The organism is Streptomyces sp. NPDC102441 (genome assembly GCF_044765585.1).
In the GTDB taxonomy this organism is placed as follows: Bacteria; Actinomycetota; Actinomycetes; order Streptomycetales; family Streptomycetaceae; genus Streptomyces.
The window spans coordinates 222,003-235,576 of record NZ_JBIWKH010000005.1 but is presented as its reverse complement, the minus strand read 5'-3'; the positions used below and the strand labels follow the sequence as shown (position 1 = coordinate 235,576).

General features: G+C 72.1%; 12 protein-coding genes. 8 read left to right on the top strand and 4 right to left on the bottom strand.

The features are described 5' to 3' along the window. Window positions 1-87: 87 nt before the first annotated feature. The 7 genes from ACIREO_RS12545 (at window position 88) to ACIREO_RS12515 (ending at window position 6,676) form a co-directional block, all read left to right on the top strand. The gene (locus tag ACIREO_RS12545; protein WP_404107965.1) at window positions 88-360 is read left to right on the top strand and encodes a hypothetical protein; all 273 of its coding nucleotides are present in this window, start codon (window positions 88-90) and stop codon (window positions 358-360) included. A 291-nt stretch (window positions 361-651) separates the two neighbouring features. Beyond that, complete coding sequence (abc-f, locus tag ACIREO_RS12540; protein WP_404107962.1) at window positions 652-2,349, top strand: ribosomal protection-like ABC-F family protein; 1,698 nt, start codon at window positions 652-654, stop codon at window positions 2,347-2,349. Window positions 2,350-2,468: 119 nt separating this feature from the next. Next, entirely contained in the window at window positions 2,469-3,269 is an 801-nt protein-coding gene (locus tag ACIREO_RS12535; RefSeq protein WP_404107959.1) for an alpha/beta fold hydrolase, read from the top strand. Continuing rightward, window positions 3,266-4,519, top strand: coding sequence for a PP2C family protein-serine/threonine phosphatase (locus tag ACIREO_RS12530; RefSeq protein WP_404107956.1), 1,254 nt, complete (start codon window positions 3,266-3,268; stop codon window positions 4,517-4,519). Before ACIREO_RS12535 ends, ACIREO_RS12530 begins: the two co-directional genes overlap by 4 nt. Before the next feature lie 156 nt (window positions 4,520-4,675). After that, window positions 4,676-5,638 (top strand): quinone oxidoreductase family protein, encoded by a 963-nt coding sequence (locus ACIREO_RS12525; RefSeq protein WP_404107954.1) that lies wholly within the window; start codon window positions 4,676-4,678, stop codon window positions 5,636-5,638. 62 nt (window positions 5,639-5,700) lie between these two features. Further along, on the top strand, window positions 5,701-6,318 hold the full coding sequence (locus ACIREO_RS12520; protein ID WP_404107951.1) for a TetR/AcrR family transcriptional regulator: 618 nt from the start codon (window positions 5,701-5,703) through the stop codon (window positions 6,316-6,318). A gap of 49 nt (window positions 6,319-6,367) precedes the next feature. Next, on the top strand, window positions 6,368-6,676 hold the full coding sequence (locus tag ACIREO_RS12515) for a hypothetical protein (protein WP_404107949.1): 309 nt from the start codon (window positions 6,368-6,370) through the stop codon (window positions 6,674-6,676). A gap of 278 nt (window positions 6,677-6,954) precedes the next feature. Here ACIREO_RS12515 and ACIREO_RS12510 read toward each other — a convergent pair whose 3' ends face one another. Beyond that, entirely contained in the window at window positions 6,955-7,458 is a 504-nt protein-coding gene (locus tag ACIREO_RS12510; RefSeq protein ID WP_404107946.1) for an NUDIX domain-containing protein, read from the bottom strand. A gap of 184 nt (window positions 7,459-7,642) precedes the next feature. Between ACIREO_RS12510 and ACIREO_RS12505 the strand changes: the two genes are divergently transcribed. Continuing rightward, window positions 7,643-11,134 (top strand): phosphodiester glycosidase family protein, encoded by a 3,492-nt coding sequence (locus ACIREO_RS12505; RefSeq protein ID WP_404107944.1) that lies wholly within the window; start codon window positions 7,643-7,645, stop codon window positions 11,132-11,134. A 111-nt stretch (window positions 11,135-11,245) separates the two neighbouring features. Here the strand turns inward: ACIREO_RS12505 and ACIREO_RS12500 are convergent, their stop codons facing one another. The 3 genes from ACIREO_RS12500 to dhaK are packed head-to-tail and all read right to left on the bottom strand — an operon-like array spanning window position 11,246 to window position 13,300. After that, window positions 11,246-11,656 (bottom strand): PTS-dependent dihydroxyacetone kinase phosphotransferase subunit DhaM, encoded by a 411-nt coding sequence (locus tag ACIREO_RS12500; protein WP_404107941.1) that lies wholly within the window; start codon window positions 11,654-11,656, stop codon window positions 11,246-11,248. Continuing rightward, entirely contained in the window at window positions 11,653-12,270 is a 618-nt protein-coding gene (gene dhaL, locus ACIREO_RS12495; protein ID WP_404107938.1) for a dihydroxyacetone kinase subunit DhaL, read from the bottom strand. Before dhaL ends, ACIREO_RS12500 begins: the two co-directional genes overlap by 4 nt. Window positions 12,271-12,307: 37 nt before the next feature. Further along, window positions 12,308-13,300 carry a dihydroxyacetone kinase subunit DhaK gene (dhaK, locus tag ACIREO_RS12490; RefSeq protein WP_404107936.1) on the bottom strand — a complete coding sequence of 331 codons (993 nt, stop codon included), beginning with the start codon at window positions 13,298-13,300 and terminating at the stop codon, window positions 12,308-12,310. Between the last annotated feature and the right edge of the window lie 274 nt (window positions 13,301-13,574).

Genomic DNA, 13,574 nt, shown 5'->3' with positions numbered 1-13,574 from the left:
CGGCATGCGTCGTCCGGGGCACAGGGGGTACGCGAAGTGCGCGCCCGCCCCGCACCGGAACGGGCGCGCACCGACGGGAGCAACGACATGACCGACCGCAGGCCCCAGGGAACCGCCTACACCGGGGCGGAGGGCAGTCCGCCGCCGATACCCGCCGATCTGCCCGACCAGCAGGCCCAGGACGGTGAGGACGCCCTCGACGTGATTCTCCCGCCGGGCGGTGAACCCTCCGAAGCGGAACCGGACGCCGAGTCCGACCCCGGCAATCCCGACCCCGATGAGGCCGGTTCGGGCCGCGACGCTGCCCGCAACGCCGGCGTCCACCCGGAACACCCGACCCCGGACGAGTCGACGGGGTGACTCAGGGGCCGCGGGCACCACCCGGGGCGGGCGGCCCCGCCGGGCCACCTCACGGTCCACCGGGACCGACCGCGGCGTGGTTACAATGGGTGCCATGGGTTCGTACTACTTCTTTCTCTGATTCCCGGCCAGGACGCCGCCGCGCGACGCTGACCGTCGCCGCGTGACCCACCCGGTCACGCCGTGGGCCGCAGTCCTCCCCGCTGTCCGGTACCCCGGTCCCGCAGCGCGCTTCCGTCCCTGACGTCGATGTGCGCGCCGCCGAGGCCTGTCACTTCAGGGAAAGCACCCATGTCTCTTCAGCACCCCCGCGCCCAACTGGCCATGAACGACGTCTCCAAGGCGTACGGTGACCGGTCCGTCCTCGACCAGGTGTCCCTCACCGTCCGCCCCGGGGAGAAGACCGGCGTCATCGGCGAGAACGGCTCAGGGAAGTCCACCCTGCTCCGTCTGATGGCCGGCGCCGAGACCCCGGACAGCGGCGAGATCATCGTCAGCTTCCCGGGCGGCACCGGCTATCTCGCCCAGATGCTCACTCTCGACCCCCGCAGCACGGTCCAGGACGCCGTCGACGCGGCCCTCGCCGGACTCCGCGCCCTGGAGCGGCTGATCCGCTCGGCGGAGGAAGGGATGTCCGACGGGAACCCGACCGACGCGCGGCTCGCCGCGTACGGGGACCTGCTGGCTGCGTACGAGGAGCGCGGCGGATACCAGGCGGACGCCAGGACCGACGCCGCACTGCACGGCCTCGGGCTCGGCCACCTCACCCGGGACCGCGTGCTCGCCACGCTGTCCGGCGGTGAGCAGTCCCGGCTGGCCCTGGCCTGCGTGCTGGCCGCGGCGCCGGAACTGCTGCTCCTCGACGAGCCCACCAACCATCTCGACGCGGCCGCCGTAGCCTGGCTGGAGGAGCACCTCCGCGCCCACCGGGGCACCGTGGTCGCCGTGACCCACGACCGTGCGTTCCTGGAGCGGATCACCACCGTGATCCTGGAGGTCGACCGTGACCTGCGGAGCGTCTCCCGGTACGGCGACGGATGGGACGGATACCGCACGGCGAAGGCGGCCGCGCGCCGCCGGTGGGCCCAGGAACGCCACGAGTGGCTGGCCGAACTGGCCCGCACCGAAGACCTGGTGAACGCGGCCGGCCAGCGCCTCGCGGGGACCGGCAAGGACCCCGGACAGGGCTTCGGCAAGCACCGCAGGTCGCACGAGGCCAAGCTGTCGGGCCAGGTCAGAGCCGCCAGGACCAGGCTGGAAGCGCTGCGCCGCTCACCCGTCCCGGCGCCTCCCCGGCCCCTGCGGTTCACCGCCGACCTCTCCCTCGCCCGTACGGATGACTGCCCGACGGGCGGCGACAGCGGCCCCGGGCCCCTGGCCGAGCTGGACTCGGTCCGGGTCGGCGAGCGGCTGGACCTGCCCTTCCTGCGTGTCGAGCCGGGCCGGCGGCTCCTGGTCACCGGGCCCAACGGCGCCGGGAAGACCACGCTCCTGCGCGTCCTGGCAGGCGACCTCGCACCCGACGCGGGCACGGTCCGGCGCCGCGGCAGAATCGGCTACCTCCCGCAGGAACTTCCCGTCAGGCCCACCCGCCGCACCCTGCTCGCCACCTTCGCCGCAGGCCGGCCGGGACTCCCCGACGAGTACGCGGACGAACTGCTGGCCCTCGGACTGTTCCGCCCGGAGGACCTCACCGTGCCCGTGGCCGTCCTCTCCATCGGGCAGCAGCGCAGGCTCGCCCTGGCACGGCTGGTGACCCGTCCGGCGGATCTGCTGGTCCTGGACGAGCCGACGAACCACATCGCGCTCGGCCTGGTCGAGGAGCTCGAGGCCGCGCTCGACCGTTACACGGGAGCCGTCGTGGCCGTCTCGCACGACCGGAGTTTCCGCGGCCGCTTCACCGGTGAACGGCTCGAACTCCGGTCGGGCCGCGCGGTGACGGATCCAGGAATCCACGCCTCCCAGGGGGCGGCCCCCTCGCGTACGTAGGTGCGCAGAAAGTCGACGGACACCGTCTGCCCGCCCACCGGGAATCGTGATCAGCGCTGGTGGGCGGCGTTCGCCCGGCAGACCAGGCCGTGAGGTGCAGGGGGTGTCAGGATGTTCGTATGGACGTGCGGAAGAGGAACCGGGTACGGGTGACAGGCCGGGAGAGCGGCCCGGTGGTGATGCTCGCCCATGGTTTCGGCTGCGATCAGAATCTCTGGCGTCTTGTCGCGCCCGCACTGGAGAAGCGCTTCCGGGTGGTCCTGTTCGATCATGTGGGGGCGGGGCGTTCCGATGCGTCGGCCTGGAGCCCCGAGCGGTACTCCACCCTGGACGGCTATGCGCAGGACGTGATCGAGATCTGCCAGGAGCTCGGCCTCGGGCCCGTGACCTTCGTCGGGCATTCGGTCAGTTCCATGATCGGGGTGCTCGCCGCCGTGCAGGAGCCCGGGCTCTTCGAGAAACTGGTCCTCCTCACCCCCTCGCCGTCGTACATCGACGACGGCGACTACCGGGGTGGATTCAACGAGCAGGACATGGATGAACTGCTCGAGTCACTGGACAGCAACTACCTGGGCTGGTCCGCGACCATGGCACCGGTGATCATGGGAAACCCCGAGCGCCCCGAACTGGCGGAGGAGCTGACCAACAGCTTCTGCCGAACGGATCCCGAGATCGCCCGGGTCTTCGCGAGAGCTACCTTCCTGTCCGACAACCGGGCGGATCTCCCCAAGGTGACCGTTCCTACACTCATCGCCGAGAGCGCGCGCGACACGATCGCCCCGCGCGAGGTGGGCGCCTTCGTCCACGCACAGATCCCCGGCAGCGAGCTGGTCACCCTGGACTCGACGGGCCACTGCCCCCAGCTGAGCGACCCCGAGGAGACGGCCGAGGCGATCATCGCCTTCGTGCAGGGGCCGTGACCGTGTGCCCGGGCGGTGACGGGACCGACGGATCGCGGTCGGCGGGGGACCGCGACCAGGAAAAGCTGTCGTTCTCCGCTCTGCTGGAGGACAGCGTGGAGGACCTGTACGAGAACGCACCGTGCGGCTACCTCTCCACACTGATGGACGGGCGGATCGCCAAGGTCAACGGAACGCTGCTGAGATGGCTGGGCCACCGTCGCGAGGACCTGGTCGGCCACCGGCACTTCTCCGACCTGCTGACCATCGGAGGCAGGCTGTACCACGAGACGCACTACTCACCGCTGCTGCGGATGCAGGGAGAGGTCAACGGCATCGCCCTGGAACTCAAGGCCGCTGACGGCACCCGGCTGCCCGTCCTGGTCACCTCCACCGTCAAGAAGGACGACGACGGCGAACCCTTGCTGATCCGAACCACCCTCCTGGACGCCCGGGACAGACGTGCCTACGAGCGTGAACTCCTGCGTGCCCGGCAGGAGGCCGAGCACGACCGCGAACGCCTGCAGCGCCTTGCCACGACCCTGCAGCGCACCCTGATCCCGCCGGCCATCGAACCGGTTCCGGGCATGGAAGTCGCCGCGCACTACCACTTCGCATCCTCGGACGAGGTGGGCGGGGACTTCTACGATCTGTTCCCGCTGGCCGCCGGACGCTGGGGGTTCTTCATGGGGGACGTGCGCGGCAAGGGCGCGGACGCGGCCGTGGTGACGTCGTTGGCGCGGTACACCTTGCGAGCCGCAGCTGTCTCCGATCCCGTACCGGCCACGGTCCTGGCCAACCTGAACACCGCGCTCAACCACCAGGCCGAGGAGGACGAACCACCTTTCTGCACCGTGATCTTCGGCCTGCTCACACCAGAGGAGAACGGCGTCGGATTCCATGTCGTCCTGGCCGGCGGTGGCCACCCTCCTGCCGTGGTGCTGCGTGCCGACGGCAGCGCCGACTACCTGCCCACCCCAGGCGGCCAACTGGTCGGAGTCGTACCGGACGCGCAGTTCACCACCGCCACCCTGCACCTGTGTCCCGGTGACACCCTGCTGCTCTACACCGACGGCCTGACCGAGGCTCGTACCCCGAACCCAGGTGAACGCTACGGCGACGAAGCGCTCCTGGACTTCGCCCGGGCCCTCGCACCCACCTCGGCACCCGGTACCGTCGAGGCGCTCACCGCACTCCTGGACTCGTTCGGCGAGGGACTCGACGACGACACCGCGCTCCTGGCGATGAGCGTTCCCCCGGGCGAGCGGTGAGAGGGGCGGCGCTGCTGCGACGGTGCGGGCTCGGTGGGCCGGGCGGGGCAGGGCGACCGCCTGCCGTGCGGTTTGGACTTGCCGGTCCATTTTCGGCTGCCTAGCGTGCTGAGTGTTTCCCCCAGGGCGACGAGCCCACACAGGAAGGTGTCACCCATGCACGCGATCCGCATCGAGGAGCACGGCGGCCCCGAGGTCATGCGCTGGACCGAACTGCCCGACCCGGTCCCCGGGCCCGGCGACGTACTGGTGCGGCTGGGCGCCGCCGGCGTGAACTACATGGATGTCGGCGCCCGCGCCGAGGGTGGCCCGGGCTGGGCGGCCCCGGCGGTCCTCGGCGTCGAGGGGATGGGGCACGTTGCTGCTCTTGGCGAGGGCGTGCGCGGCTTCACCGTCGGTGACCGGGTGGCCTGGTTCTACTACCCGGGCAGCTACGCCGAGTTGGTCGCAGTCCCGGCATCCTCACTGGTCAAGGTGCCCGACGGCATCGACGACGAGACCGCCGCCGCCGTGATGATGCAGGGCCTGACCGCCGGCCACCTGAGCACCGAGGCCTATCCGATCGGTCCGGGCGACACGGCCGTGGTGCACGCGGCGGCGGGCGGGGTCGGCCGGCTGCTCACCCAGATGATCAAGGCGCGCGGAGGGAGCGTCATCGGGCTCGTCTCCCGCGAGGACAAGGCTCCCGTCGCGAAGGAGGCAGGCGCCGACCACGTCCTGGTCCACACCGGCGGAGGCTTCGAGAAGCGGATCCGGGAGCTGACCGGCGGCCGCGGTGCCGACGTCGTCTACGACGGCGGCGGTGCGGACACCTTTCGCTCCTCCCAGTTCGCCCTGCGCCCGCATGGCGTGCACGCCTACTACGGCCCCTTCATGGGTGTCCCGACCCTGAGGCCCACAGATCTGCCCAACAGCATCCTGCTGACCTACCCCGTCGTACATCACCACGTCGCCACTCGTGACGCTCTGGTGCGACGTACCGGCGAGGTGTTCGACCTGCTCATGGACGGGCGGCTCACCCCGCTGGTCACCGGCCGCTACCCGCTCGCCGACGCGGCCCGCGCCCACGCCGACCTCGAATCGCGCCGCACCACGGGCAAACTGCTGCTGCTGCCCTGACCGCCCCACCCACCGCACGGACCCGTGAACGGGTCACCGACGACCTCGCACCGGGAGGACCCGTGCCGTTGACCCGCAAAGGCGCCGCGACCAGGCAGCGCATCGTCGAGGGCACCGCCGAGCAGATCCGCGAACAGGGGGTGTTCGCGGTGAGGCTGGAGGACGTGATGGCCCGCACCGCGACCAGCAAGAGCCAGCTCTTCCACTACTTCCCCGGGGGAAAGGACGACCTGCTCCTGGCCGTGGCCCGGCACGAAGCGGACCGGGTGATCGAGGACCAGCAGCCGGAGCTCGGCTCCCTCACGTCCTGGGACGCCTGGTACCGGTGGCGCGAGAAGGTCCTCGCGCGCTATCGCATCCAGGGCAGCGACTGCCCCCTGCACACCGCTCTCGCCCAGCTCGGCGGGGCCACGGAGGGCACCGAGGCCGTGGCCGGTGAACTGCTCGACCGGTGGCAGCGGCAGCTCGCCGCGGGTATCCGCCATCTGCAGGCCGAAGGCGGGACCGCCCCCGGCCTGGACGCCGAGCGGGAGGCGGCGGCGCTGCTCGCCGGCATCCAGGGCGGCGTGCTGATCCTCATGATCACGGGTGCCACCACCCACCTGGAGGCCGCCCTCGACGCGGGCATCGCTCATCTGCGCGCCGCCGGTCGACAGGGGGTTGACCTCAAGTCGGGTTGAGCTTCTAGGTTCGGGTGCACAGATGTCGACGAGCCCAGGGGGAACGGCCATGAGGACGCTGGTGCTGGGAAGGGCGCCCGCCAGGGTGACGGAGGTGCTGGCCACGCTGCGCGCTGACGGCTTTGAAGCGGAGGGAGTGAGCACCGACGAGGAGGCCCGGAAGCTGTTGGAGGCCGAGGAGTTCGGGGTGCTGATCATCGGCGGGGGTGTGGAGCCGGCCTCCCGCGCAGCGATCAAGGAGTTCGCGGCGGAACACCGGGTGCGGCGGGTGATCGACGGCGCCTTGACGGCGCCGTTCGACGCCTATGTGCGGCGGGAGTTCGAGCCGCTGATCCGGAAGGCTGCCTCCAAGGGGTGACGGGCGCGGCCGCCTGGGCATTGATCCAGGCGGCCCCGTCCAGCCACGTAGCACCAGCCCGGCTCCGAGCGGGCCGAACTCGTCGCAGGCGACCCCCCGGTCCAGTGAGCGGTGAAGGATCTCCTCGATCCGGCCCGGCTTCGTCTCCGCGGCCGGGGGAACTCTTCCGGTCTTGGTGCGCTGGAAGGTAACCCTGCCGCGGGCGAGCAGGCCGCGTAAAGTATCCGGGCCGTCCGCCTCCGGCAGCCGGGGAAACGCTGACAGAAGCCCCTTCTACGTCACGCCCCTGCGGGCCCACTCTCTCGGACGTAGGCACGCAACCGCTCGACGAAGACGCGCTGACCGGCCACCAGTCGTTCGAGGGCGTCGTCCGACGTGCACCAGGCGAACCGGTCCATCTCCGGGAACTCCCGCAGCACACCGGACCCCCTCGGCCACTCCATGGTGAACGTGCCCGGGGTCGCCTCCTCAGGGTCCAGCCCGGCCTCCACGGCCCATACGGTCACGGTCTTGCCACCTGACTGGCGTGACTCGCCCAGCGGCAGCCAGGCCCCGTCCGGGAGAGGCAGCCCGAGCTCCTCCTCGAACTCCCGGCGCGCCGCGGCAGCGGGCTCCTCGGCGGGCTCGCACTCACCCTTGGGGATGGACCAGGCCGCAGTCTCACGACGGGCCCAGAACGGTCCGCCCATATGGCCGATGAGCACCTCGGCGTCCGTCCGGCCGTCCTCGCCGGTGACGATGCGGAAGAGCAGGAGCCCCGCACTGCGCTTGACTGTCGACATGTCGTCAAGTCTGTGGGGCGGTACGACGGAAGGCCACCGGTCCGGGACCGCCGGGGGGCACTCCCTCGCCGCGCGCTGTTCCTCCTGATGTCCCCGTTGTCCCCTGGTGCGTCCCACCGGGCCCGGTCATGCTGTCCGCCGACAGCGCGTTCTGCGCGTAATCCGCTCTGCACCAGGAGGATCTGTGGGCCCTGGCACACTCCGAGGCACCCTGCGGCCACTCGTGCTGCTGGCTACGGTGGCAGTGACGGCGGCCGGCGCTGTCGCACCCGCAGCCGCCGACGCGACTCCGGACCCCCGCCCGCACACCACCGCCGAGATCCTCAGACCCGTCGCCCCGCCGGCCGCGAGCGGCCCGTCCGGCGAAGCGAGATCCGTCGTGGACGGCGACGGCATCGAGACCGCCCGAGCCTCCCGCCCCGTCGCCCCCGGCGTACGGCTGAGCTCCTACGACCGTCTCGAATCCGACAAGTGGCTGCGGGTCGACACCCTCTCCGTCGATCTGGGCGGCAGCGGGGTGCGCGCCGACTACCTCTCCTCGGGCAAGGTCGCGGACCGGCACACGGTCTCCGAGCTCGCTGCCGGCCACGACCCCGGGCAGGGCCGTCGTACCGTCGCCGCGGTCAACGCGGACTTCTTCGACATCAACCAGACCGGGGCGCCCCAGGGCCCCGGCGTGAAGGACGGCCGGACGGTCCACTCCCCGGCCCCGGGCGCCAACCGTGCGGTGGGCATCGGGCCGGAGAACGCGGGCCGCGTCCTGGAGCTGTACTTCGACGGCACTCTGACTCTGCCCTCGGGCGCGAACCCGCTCGCCGCGTACAACGCGGCGAACGTACCGGCCGGGGGCGTGGGTGCCTACACCTCCGCCTGGGGCAGCGCCGACCGCGCGCTGACCGTCGACGACGCGCAGCCCGTTGCCGAAGTGGCCGTGCGCGACGGCAAGGTCGTCTCCGCGCCGGGCACCCCCGGACCGGGACCCGTGCCCGAGGACACCGTGGTGCTCGTCGGCCGCGAGGCCGGGGCGGAACTCCTGACCTCGCTGAAGCCCGGCGACCCGGTCGGCATCGCCTACCGGGCACGCACCGACGGCGGAGCCGTACCACGTACCGCCGTGGGCGGCCGGGAACTGCTCGTCGCCGACGGGGCGGCGCAGGACCACGACGGCGAGGGCAACAACACCGCGGCGCCCCGCACCGCCGTCGGGTTCTCCCGGGACGGCCGGACCATGCAGGTCATCACCGTCGACGGCCGCCAGGCCGACAGCGGGGGCGTCACCCTCACCGAACTGGGCGAGATGATGCGCAAGGCCGGCTCGTACAGCGCCCTGAACCTCGACGGCGGAGGATCGTCGACGCTCGTCGCCCGTGAGCCGGGCAGCGACACGCTCCAGGTCGAGAACAGCCCGTCCGACGGCAGCGAGCGCACCGTCCCCAACGGTCTCGCCCTGACCGCCCCCGACGGCAGCGGCCGGCTCGAAGGGTTCTGGGTCGAGACCCGTATGCCGGCCGGTACCGCCCCCGGCGACGACCCGGTCGGCGGCGGTCACCCCGAGCGGGTCTTCCCCGGCCTGACCCGGCAGCTCACCGCGGCCGGATACGACGAGACGTACGGCCCCGCCGAGGGGACCCCGCGCTGGCGCGCGGCCGACGCTGCCGTCGGCAGGGTCGACGGCCGGGGCAGGTTCACCGCACGCCGCAGCGGCACGACCGACGTCCGGGCCGAACATGCCGGTGCCCACGGCGGAACCCGGCTCACCGTCCTGGACCGGCTGGACCGGATCCGGTCCACCACCGCGCGTGTCGGCCTGGCGGACAAGGAGGCCACCGGCGGCTTCGGCATCCTCGGACTGGACGCCCACGGCACGAGCGCTCCCGTCGAGCCGGGGGACATCCGCCTCGACTACGACCACACGCTGTTCGCCGTCGACGACAACGGCCGCGGGTCCTTCACCGTGAGGTCACTCACCGGCTCCGGAGCGGGGCAGATCAAGGCCACGGTGGCAGGCGTCAGTACGGTCCTCGCGGTGAGTGTCGGCCTCACGGAGCAGTCCGCGGCGGACTTCGAGGACGCCGGATCCTGGAAGTTCAGCCAGGCCCGCGCGGACGGTTCGCTCGCAGCGACGCCGGACGGACACACCGGCACCGGCCTCCGGCTCACCTACGACTTCACCCGGTCGACGGCGACGCGCGCCGCCTACGCCGCCCCGCCGGAGCCCGTCGCCGTGCCGGGCCAGCCGCAGGCGTACACGCTCTGGATCAAGGGCGACGGCAACGGTGCCTGGCCGACCCTGCACCTCAGGGACGCCGCGGGCTCGGACCAGCTGCTGCGGGGGCCTTACATCACCTGGACCGGCTGGCGGCAGGTCACCTTCGCCGTGCCGCCCGGCGCGGCGATGCCGTTGTCCGTGTACCGCTTCTACCTCGCCGAGACGGCCGCGGCCCGGCAGTACACCGGCGAGATCGTCGTCGACGACCTGACCGCCCAGGTGCCGCCCACCGTCGACCTGCCCGAACAGCCGGAAAGCGCAGACCCGTTGATCGACCCTGCCGCCGTGACCGAGGGCCGGGACTGGCAGTTCGCGGTGATGTCGGACGCCCAGTTCGTCGCACGCGAACCTGACAGCGCCATCGTCCAGCAGGCCCGCCGCACCCTGCGCGAGATCAAGGCGGCGCACCCCGACTTCCTGGTCGTCAACGGTGACCTCGTCGACGAGGGCTCGCCCGCCGACCTGGCCTTCGCCCGACAGGTCCTCGACGAGGAGCTCGGCGACTCGCTGCCCTGGTACTACGTGCCGGGCAACCACGAGGTGATGGGCGGAAAGATCGACAACTTCATCGCACAGTTCGGTCCGGCCCGGCGGACGTTCGACCACGAGGGCACCCGGGTCGTCACGCTCGACACATCGAGTCTCAGCCTGCGGGGCGGCGGCTTCGACCAGATCAAGGAACTGCGCGCCCAGCTGGACGCGGCGGCGAAGGACCGGTCCGTGGGCTCCGTGATGCTGATCGAGCACGTGCCCCCGCGCGATCCGACCGTGCAGAAGGGAAGTCAGCTGAGCGACCGCAAGGAAGCCGCCCTCGTCGAACAGTGGCTCGCGGACTTCCGGCGCACGACCGGCAAAGGGGCGGCCCTCATCGGCAGCCATGTCGGGGTCTTCCACGCCTCGCACGTGGACGGAGTCCCGTACCTGGTCAACGGGAACTCCGGCAAGGCGCCGGCAGGCCCCGCGGACGAGGGCGGATTCACCGGCTGGTCCCTGATCGGCGCCGACCGCGTCTCGCCCGGCGAACAGTCGCAGGCGCGCCGGCAGCCGTGGCGGGGCGGCCCCGACTGGGTCTCCGCGCAGACCCGCGCCCATGTCGACGTACTGGCCCTGGACGCCCCCTCCGCGCTCGTCGCGGGGGAGCGGACGAAGGTGAGCGCCAACGTCACCCAGGGCACTCGGACCGTTCCCGCGGCGTTCCCGCTCAGCGCGGACTGGGCCGGTTCGCCGAACGTCCACATCGGTGACGCGGACGGCGCCCACCGGCGCCACCTCGCGGCGCTGGACCCAGCCACGGGCACGCTCACCGCCCTCCGGCCGGGCGCCGTCACGCTCGCGGTGACCGTCAACGGCGTCACCCGTCAGGCACGGATCGAGATCGCGGCCGGGGCAGTGGCGCCCGCCGCCTGACGCCCCGTCGTGTGCCGCACCACCGCGCGGCTCCCGGACCAGGTCCGGGAGCCGCGCGGTGGTTCCTTGTGGTGCGCCGGGTTCGAGCCGTGGCAGGGCGGCGCAGTCCCTTCACGCCTTCCGGTAGCCGTATGCGTCCGTGGCAGCCGCCTCCACGGTGTCCAGGTCGCCCCCCGCCGACGCCGTCACCAGCGCGGCGACCGCGCCCTCCACGAACGGGGCGTCCACCAGCCGTGCCCCGTCGGGCAGTTCGTCACCCTCTGCCAGCATGGACTTGACGGTGAGCACCGCGCTCCCGAGGTCCACGAGCAGTGCGACCCCGACACCCCTGTCGACGGTCCTCGCCGCCTCGGCGATCAGCTCCGCACTCGTCCCCAGGCCTCCGGCCGAGGTGCCTCCCGCTGCCGCCACCGGTGCCGTCGCACCACCGGCCGCCAGCCCCCGGGCCAGCTCTACGACGGCTTCCGCCACCGGTCCACTGTGCGAGACCAGGACGATCCCGACCTGCTTCTCGTCGCTCATGCGCCGCCTCCGGCACTCGGTCCCGCGGCCTCGACGAGCGCCCCGACCAGCAGCGCCGCCGACGCGGCCCCCGGGTCCTGGTGTCCGATGCTGCGCTCGCCCAGGTAGCTGGCCCTGCCCTTGCGGGCCCGAAGCGGCACGGTCTCCAGAGCACCGGCCAGCGCCGCGTCGCGGGCCTCCTCGAACGAGGAACCCAGCACCTCGACGGCGGGGAGCAGCGCGTCGAGCATCGTCTTGTCCCCCGCCTGCGCCCCGCCGAGCTGGGCCACCGCGGCGACGCCCGCCCCGAGGGCCTCGGCCAGCTGAGCCGGCGTCACCTCGGGTGCGTCGCCCAGCGTCTTCCCGGTGCGGCGCAGGAGAGTCCCGTACAGCGGCCCCGACGCCCCGCCGACCGTCGAGATCAGCTGCCGGCCGGCCAGCGTCAGCACCGCCCCGGGCGCGGAGGGGGCCTCCTTGTCGAGGACGTCACTCACCGCTGCGAAACCGCGCCGCATGTTGCTCCCGTGATCGGCGTCCCCGATCGCGGCGTCGAGGTCGGTCAGCCGGTCCGACTCACGGTCGACGGCAGCCGCCGTGGCGGCCATCCAGCGACGGAAGAAATCGGTGTCGAGCACAAGATCTCCTGTTCCTCACACACGGTGGAAAGTCCGTTCACCGGCCCCAGCGGAGCGCGGGCGTCTGTACCGGCGCGTCCCAGAGCCGCACCATCTCCTCGTCCACCTGGCAGAGCGTCACCGAACAGCCTGCCATGTCGAGCGACGTCACGTAGTTGCCGACCAGGGTACGAGCCACCGTCACGCCTCGCTCCGACAGCACCCGCTGTACCTCGGCATTGAACCCGTACAGCTCCAGCAGCGGAGTCGCGCCCATCCCGTTGACCAGCACGAGCACGGGGCCGCTGGGCCGCAGGTCCTCCAGCACCGCGTGGACCGCGAAGTCCGCGATCTCCCGGGACGTCATCATCGGGCGGCGCTCCCGGCCCGGCTCTCCGTGGATACCGATCCCCAATTCCAGTTCGCCCGGCGGGAGATCGAACGTCGGCGTGCCCCTCGCCGGAGTGGTGACGGAGCTGAGCGCCACCCCGAAGCTCCGGGAGGACTCGTTCACGCGCCGCGCCAGGGACTCCACCCGCTCCAGCGGCGCGCCCTCGTCGGCGAGGGCACCGGCGAGCTTCTCGACGAACAGCGTCGCGCCGGTGCCGCGCCGGCCCGCGGTGAACGTGCTGTCGTCCACCGCCACGTCGTCGTCGACCAGGACGCGGGCGATCTGGACGCCCTCGTCCTCGGCGAGCTCGGCGGCCATGTCGAAGTTCAGCACGTCCCCCGTGTAGTTCTTCACGACGAACAACACGCCGGCACCGCTGTCGACCGCGACGGCCGCCCGCACCATCTGATCGGGCACCGGCGAGGTGAAGATCTCCCCGGGGCACGCGGCGGACAGCATCCCGGGCCCGACGAACCCCGCGTGCAGCGGCTCGTGCCCGGACCCGCCGCCCGATACGAGCCCCACCTTGCCCGCCACCGGGGCGTCGCGCCGGACGACGAGACGTTTCTCGGCGTCCACGACGAGCTCCGGGTGGGCGGCGGCCATTCCGCGGAGTCCGTCCGCGACGACGGTCTCCGGCACGTTGATGAGCATGCGCAACGGTTCCTCCTGGGGAGAGCGACGGCAGGCCGATGATGCCGGCCGGCCGTCGGCGTGAATCCGGTCCTCCGGTCAGACGCGTACGGCACCCAGTATCGAAGAGACCCGTGTGATCGGGAAGCGACGCGTCGGAGGGACGTGCCGCGCGTCGCCGGAATCCGTCGGTGCGCCGGCCGCCGCCAGGGCGGAACCACCGGAGGGCGCGTGGTCTTACGGTTCCGTGACGTGGGCGTGCCGCGCCGTCCTTCCCGCCTCCGGGCGGCCTAGCGTGGCG